A 4,732-nucleotide genomic window follows, 5' to 3' on the forward strand; every position below is an offset into this window, starting at 1 on the left:
CAACCTAACCCTGCTGCCCGCGCTGCCGCCTTTGACCAGTTCGCCGTGCCTGTATGACGAACAACTGCTGCTGGCACCAACCCTGGTGATTGAATCTGGTCAGGCCGGTGTGCTGCTGGAAATCCCCCGCGACGCTTATAAAACCCTGCTTAGCAAAGCCAGCGCCGCACGCTTCGGCGAGCCCCTGAGCGGCATTCGCCCCAACCTCGACCGCCCGGACGACGACCGCGCGGAAATCACCCAGGCCGTGCAAGCGTTTACCGCTCGCCGTATTCAGCAACGCCTGGAAGAAACCATCGAAATTCCACCGCTGCCGGAAACCGCGCAGAAGATCATCAAGCTGCGCGTAGACCCCGACGCCACCGTTGACGACATCACTGGCGTGGTCGAAACCGACCCGGCGCTGGCCGCGCAAGTGGTGAGCTGGGCGGCATCGCCCTACTACGCCGCGCCGGGCAAAATCCGCTCGGTAGAAGACGCCATCGTCCGCGTGCTGGGCTTTGATTTGGTCATCAACCTGGCCCTTGGCCTGGCCCTGGGCAAAACCCTGGCCCTGCCTAAAGACCAACCGCAACAAGCCACGCCGTACTGGCATCAAGCGATTTACACCGCCGCCGTTATCGAAGGCCTGACCCGCGCCATGCCGCGTGCCCAGCGTCCGGAAGCTGGCCTGACCTACCTGGCTGGCCTGCTGCACAACTTCGGCTATCTGGTGCTGGCCCATGTGTTTCCGCCGCACTTCTCGCTGATCTGCCGGCACCTGGAAGTCAACCCGCACCTGGACCACAGCTATATCGAGCAGCACCTGCTGGGTATTACCCGTGAGCAGATCGGCTCCTGGCTGATGCGTTTCTGGGACATGCCAGACGAACTCGCCACCGCCCTGCGCTTCCAGCACGACCCAGACTACGAAGGCGCGCATTCGGCCTATCCAAACCTGGTGTGCCTGGCCGTCAGCCTGCTGCGTAACCGTGGCATCGGCTCCGGCCCACAGACCGAGATTTCCCAGGCCTTACTCGACCGTCTGGGGCTGACCCGCGACAAAGCCAACGAAGCCATCAACAAAGTGCTGGAAGCGGAAACCGCGCTACGGGAATTGGCCTCGCAGTTCCACGCGTGACCGGTTCTGCAGAAATAACAAAGGCGCCTGCGGGCGCCTTTTTTGTTCTGCGAATAAACGCTCGTAGGGTGTGCCGGTTCGCGTACGGTGTGCGCACCAATACACGCTTGCCAGAAGCGCATGAACGCGGACCGGCACCGCCTACTTAAGGGCGGCCCGCCGTGCGGCAAACACCGCTGGCAATTCTTTCACCGCTGCCGCCAACAGCTGGCTTACCGGCTCCTGCTCATACAGCGCCGCATAGTCCGCTAACTCACCGCTGGGCATTTGCCGGTAGGCATACAACATAAACGACTCCACCGCTTGAGCACTGGATACCCGCAGCGGCTCAACCTGCTTGGCCGTCTGCGTGCTGAGTTTGGCCTCGCTGATGTTCTGACCCTTGGCCCGCAACGCCAACAAGGCTTGGGTTTTGCCCACTTCATAGCGCAGCAATGTGGCCAGTTCAGTGGTGTGCGCAGCCTTGTCCAGGCGCCGCACCAAGACCACGCGCTCCGCACGTGGCGGTTTGCTGCTTAGCTGTTCGCGGTAATTGGCCAGGCCATCGACATTGCTGCCCTCACCCACGGCGCGCTCGGCAACGGTGAAGCGCTGTGCCAAAGGGCTGTCCAGAACCAGGGTAGCTTGCTCGACTTGCTTGGCCGTCACCTTCGGCGCCAGGCGCTTAGCTAAGTCAGCACAAATGACCTCAGCGTCAAATGCCTTATCGACCTGCTTTTGCTGCGCCTCCTGCAGCCCACGCTGAATCAGCGGGCCACTCTGCTCGCACAACAGGCGAATGCCCGCCAAGTCGAAGACATGCTCAAAAGCGTCGGGTTTGCTCGGTTCTGCCTGAGCCGTTGCGGCGAGCAGAACAAGGGAAATGAGGAATGGGCTGCGCATGACGGGGATTCCAGAAAGACTCCCCCCAGCCTAGCTAAAGCGCCGCGCGCCGACCAGCAGCAGCGCGGCAGGGCGCGAATCAGGCGGCCTTTTTGTCAGCGGCTTTTTTCTTTTTGGGCACGATGTACTTGGTCAGGCCCTGAAACCAGATCACCAGCGCCGGGTTGCCCTGGATCTGAATGTCTTTGTTCTGAATGCCCTGCATAAACGCCAGCTGCTTGTTTTTTGCGTTCATGGTGGCAAAACCATAGTCAGCGTCTTTAAACCCCAGGGCGAAATCCGGCTGAGTGGCGGCACCAGGTTTGCTGGTCAGGCGTTGGTCTTTAACGATGAAGTGACGGGCCACTTTGCCGTCCAGGGTATGCAACTGAAACACCAAGTCGCGGCCTTCAAGCTGCTGCTGAAACGCGGGATTAGTTTTGCTGGCCTTGGCCATCATGCGGCCCAGCATCCAAAGGAGAAAACGAAATTTCATGCGCGCGGGCCTCGATAAAAATGGAAACGGCGACGCAGTGTAGCGGGGTTTTGCCAGAACTACAGCCAGCCTTTAGCTGGGTTGTGGCGGGGATTTGCAGCGATTGTGCAGCTAACAGCGGGATTGTCCGACAGGATGTGCGCCCGGAGCCATTTAGCCCCGGGCGTACGCGGCTCAGTTCACAGCATCTTTCAGGGACTTGCCCGGTTTGAAAGCAACGGTGTTGCTGGCTTTGATTTTTACCGGCTCGCCAGTTTGCGGGTTTTTGCCAGTACGGGCACCGCGGTGGCGTTGCACGAATGTGCCGAAGCCAACGAGGGTGACGCTGTCCTTACGGTTCAGCGCGGAAGTAATTTCTTCCAATACAGCGTTGAGTACACGATTGGCTTGATCTTTAGTCAGATCAGCATGCTCCGCGATGGCCGCGGCTAGTTCCGGTTTACGCATAAAAAAGCCCCTTAGACGGTTTTTTGTTTTTGTGTCCGTGCTGCCATTCCAGCAGCGCTCAAAGGCGCCGCAACAGCTCTGCGCTGCGGCAGACCGGGGGAGAATGGCACGCTCCCGAGGCCTGCGCCAGTCGTGCCCGACAGATTTCCGCGGCAACGACATGCTGTAAGCGACAGAACGGGCGCTATTTACGCCAAGAGCGCCGGAAGCTCCTTATTTAGCGCCAGCTTATCCTGAACGGCCGTTCCGGTTAGCGCGTAGCCAAGCAGGCGACCGTCGGCGTCCCGGCACAACGCCTTGATATCGGCGCCGCTGCCTTCAACCTGCCATTCCCCTGCAGTACCGCGTGGGGGTGGCGACACCACCACTGGGCAGGCCGGGGTTTTTACCTGCACCGGCATCGCACCGTAGGTCACCGCCGTGGGGTTACCGGCCAGGGTTTGCGCCAAGGCGCGCGCGCAGGTCATCAACGGCATCACGTAGAGCAAATTAAGACCGTCGACTTCAGCGCAGTCGCCCAAGGCAAAGATATTGGCGTGGGACGTACTCAGCTGGCGGTCAACCACCACGCCACGATTAATCGTCAGGCCGGCAGCCGAAGCCAGATCGGTACGCGGCCGCAGGCCAACGGCAGACACCACCACATCGCACTGCACCCGCGCGCCATCGGACAGATGCGCTTCCAGGCCATCAGCCGTGCGTTGCAGGCTGGCCAATACCGGGCCGAGGTGGAAACGTGCGCCCAAGCCTTCCAAACCCGCTTGCACCGCAGCAGCCGCAGCCGGATGCAACAAGCCCGGCATCACCTGCTCACAGGGCGCCACCAGTTCAACGCTGTAACCGCCCAGGGTCAGGTCATTGGCAAATTCGCAGCCAATCAGACCGGCGCCCAGCACCAGCACGCGTTTCTTGCCGTTGGCAGCGGCTCGAAAGCGCGCGTAATCCTCAAGGTCATTGATCGGGAATACCGCATCGGCGCCATCGCCTTCTACCGGCACGCGAATAGTTTCCGCACCCCAGGCCAGCACTAAGTCGCGGTACTCCACCGCCTCTTCACCAATCCACAGACGCTTATGGCCAGGGTCGATACCAGTGATGCGCGTATGGGTACGGATTTCCGCCTTAAGCTGATCGGCCATCGCGCCCGGCTCGGCCATGCTCAGGCCGTCGGCATCCTTATTCTTACCAAAGCCAGTGGAGAGCATCGGCTTGGAATAGGAGCGGCCATCGTCGGCGGTTATCAGCAACAGCGGGGTTTCGCCATCGAGTTTGCGAAACTCCTTGGCCACGTTATAGCCGGCCAGGCCGGTGCCGATGATCACCACGGGTGCAGACATGACTCACTCCTGAAACTGCTGAGGCAATGGCCGCAAAGGCCGCGCCGAGACTGGAAAATGTGCAGGCGACCCTACCGCAATTGCCTGGCAAGGCCAATCACTCAACACGCCAGCCAGTCAGAGGTTTGGCGTGTTTAAACGAGCGCAGAAACAACAACGGCGACCCAAAGGTCGCCGTTGCGAAATTCACTAGCGCTGCAATCAAGCGATTTCGATCATCTCGAAATCCAGCTTGCCGACGCCGCAGTCTGGGCACAGCCAGTCTTCCGGAACGTCTTGCCACAAGGTGCCAGGGGCGATGCCCTCATCCGGCCAGCCGAGGCTTTCGTCGTAGATCAGGCCACAGACCACACATTGCCACTTTTTCATTTTGCTACTACCTCAACTCTTCAGGCTTTTTGGCGCAGCGGTCGATGGTTGTGAATGCCGCCAGGCTCTCCCGGCTTTGTACTGATCGAAGCGCTAGTAATC

The 4,732-nt window shown here is 60.2% G+C and carries 6 protein-coding genes; 1 reads left to right on the forward strand and 5 read right to left on the reverse strand.

Annotated elements, in window-relative coordinates; all coding sequences use genetic code 11:
• A partial coding sequence (locus tag AAAB16_RS06805) for an HDOD domain-containing protein (RefSeq protein WP_340662657.1) occupies positions 1 to 1,120 on the forward strand: 1,120 nt, incomplete at its 5' end.
• Positions 1,121 to 1,261: 141 nt separating this feature from the next.
• Here AAAB16_RS06805 and AAAB16_RS06810 read toward each other — a convergent pair.
• The 5 genes from AAAB16_RS06810 to AAAB16_RS06830 all read right to left on the reverse strand — a co-directional run bounded on the left by AAAB16_RS06810 (position 1,262) and on the right by AAAB16_RS06830 (position 4,630).
• Positions 1,262 to 2,002: a hypothetical protein gene (locus AAAB16_RS06810; protein ID WP_340662658.1), complete on the reverse strand. Its 741-nt coding sequence runs from the start codon at positions 2,000 to 2,002 to the stop codon at positions 1,262 to 1,264.
• A 79-nt stretch (positions 2,003 to 2,081) separates the two neighbouring features.
• The gene (locus AAAB16_RS06815) at positions 2,082 to 2,477 is read right to left on the reverse strand and encodes a helicase (RefSeq protein ID WP_340662659.1); all 396 of its coding nucleotides are present in this window, start codon (positions 2,475 to 2,477) and stop codon (positions 2,082 to 2,084) included.
• Between the two features lie 174 nt (positions 2,478 to 2,651).
• Positions 2,652 to 2,924 (reverse strand): HU family DNA-binding protein, encoded by a 273-nt coding sequence (locus AAAB16_RS06820; protein ID WP_108095210.1) that lies wholly within the window; start codon positions 2,922 to 2,924, stop codon positions 2,652 to 2,654.
• 188 nt (positions 2,925 to 3,112) lie between these two features.
• Positions 3,113 to 4,261 carry an FAD-dependent oxidoreductase gene (locus tag AAAB16_RS06825; RefSeq protein WP_340662660.1) on the reverse strand — a complete coding sequence of 383 codons (1,149 nt, stop codon included), beginning with the start codon at positions 4,259 to 4,261 and terminating at the stop codon, positions 3,113 to 3,115.
• Positions 4,262 to 4,462: 201 nt separating this feature from the next.
• A complete protein-coding gene (locus AAAB16_RS06830) occupies positions 4,463 to 4,630 on the reverse strand; it encodes a rubredoxin (protein ID WP_110615413.1) in 168 nt (55 codons plus the stop codon).
• Positions 4,631 to 4,732 lie beyond the last annotated feature (102 nt).

This window comes from Pseudomonas sp., from assembly GCF_037994325.1.
Lineage (GTDB): Bacteria > Pseudomonadota > Gammaproteobacteria > Pseudomonadales > Pseudomonadaceae > Aquipseudomonas.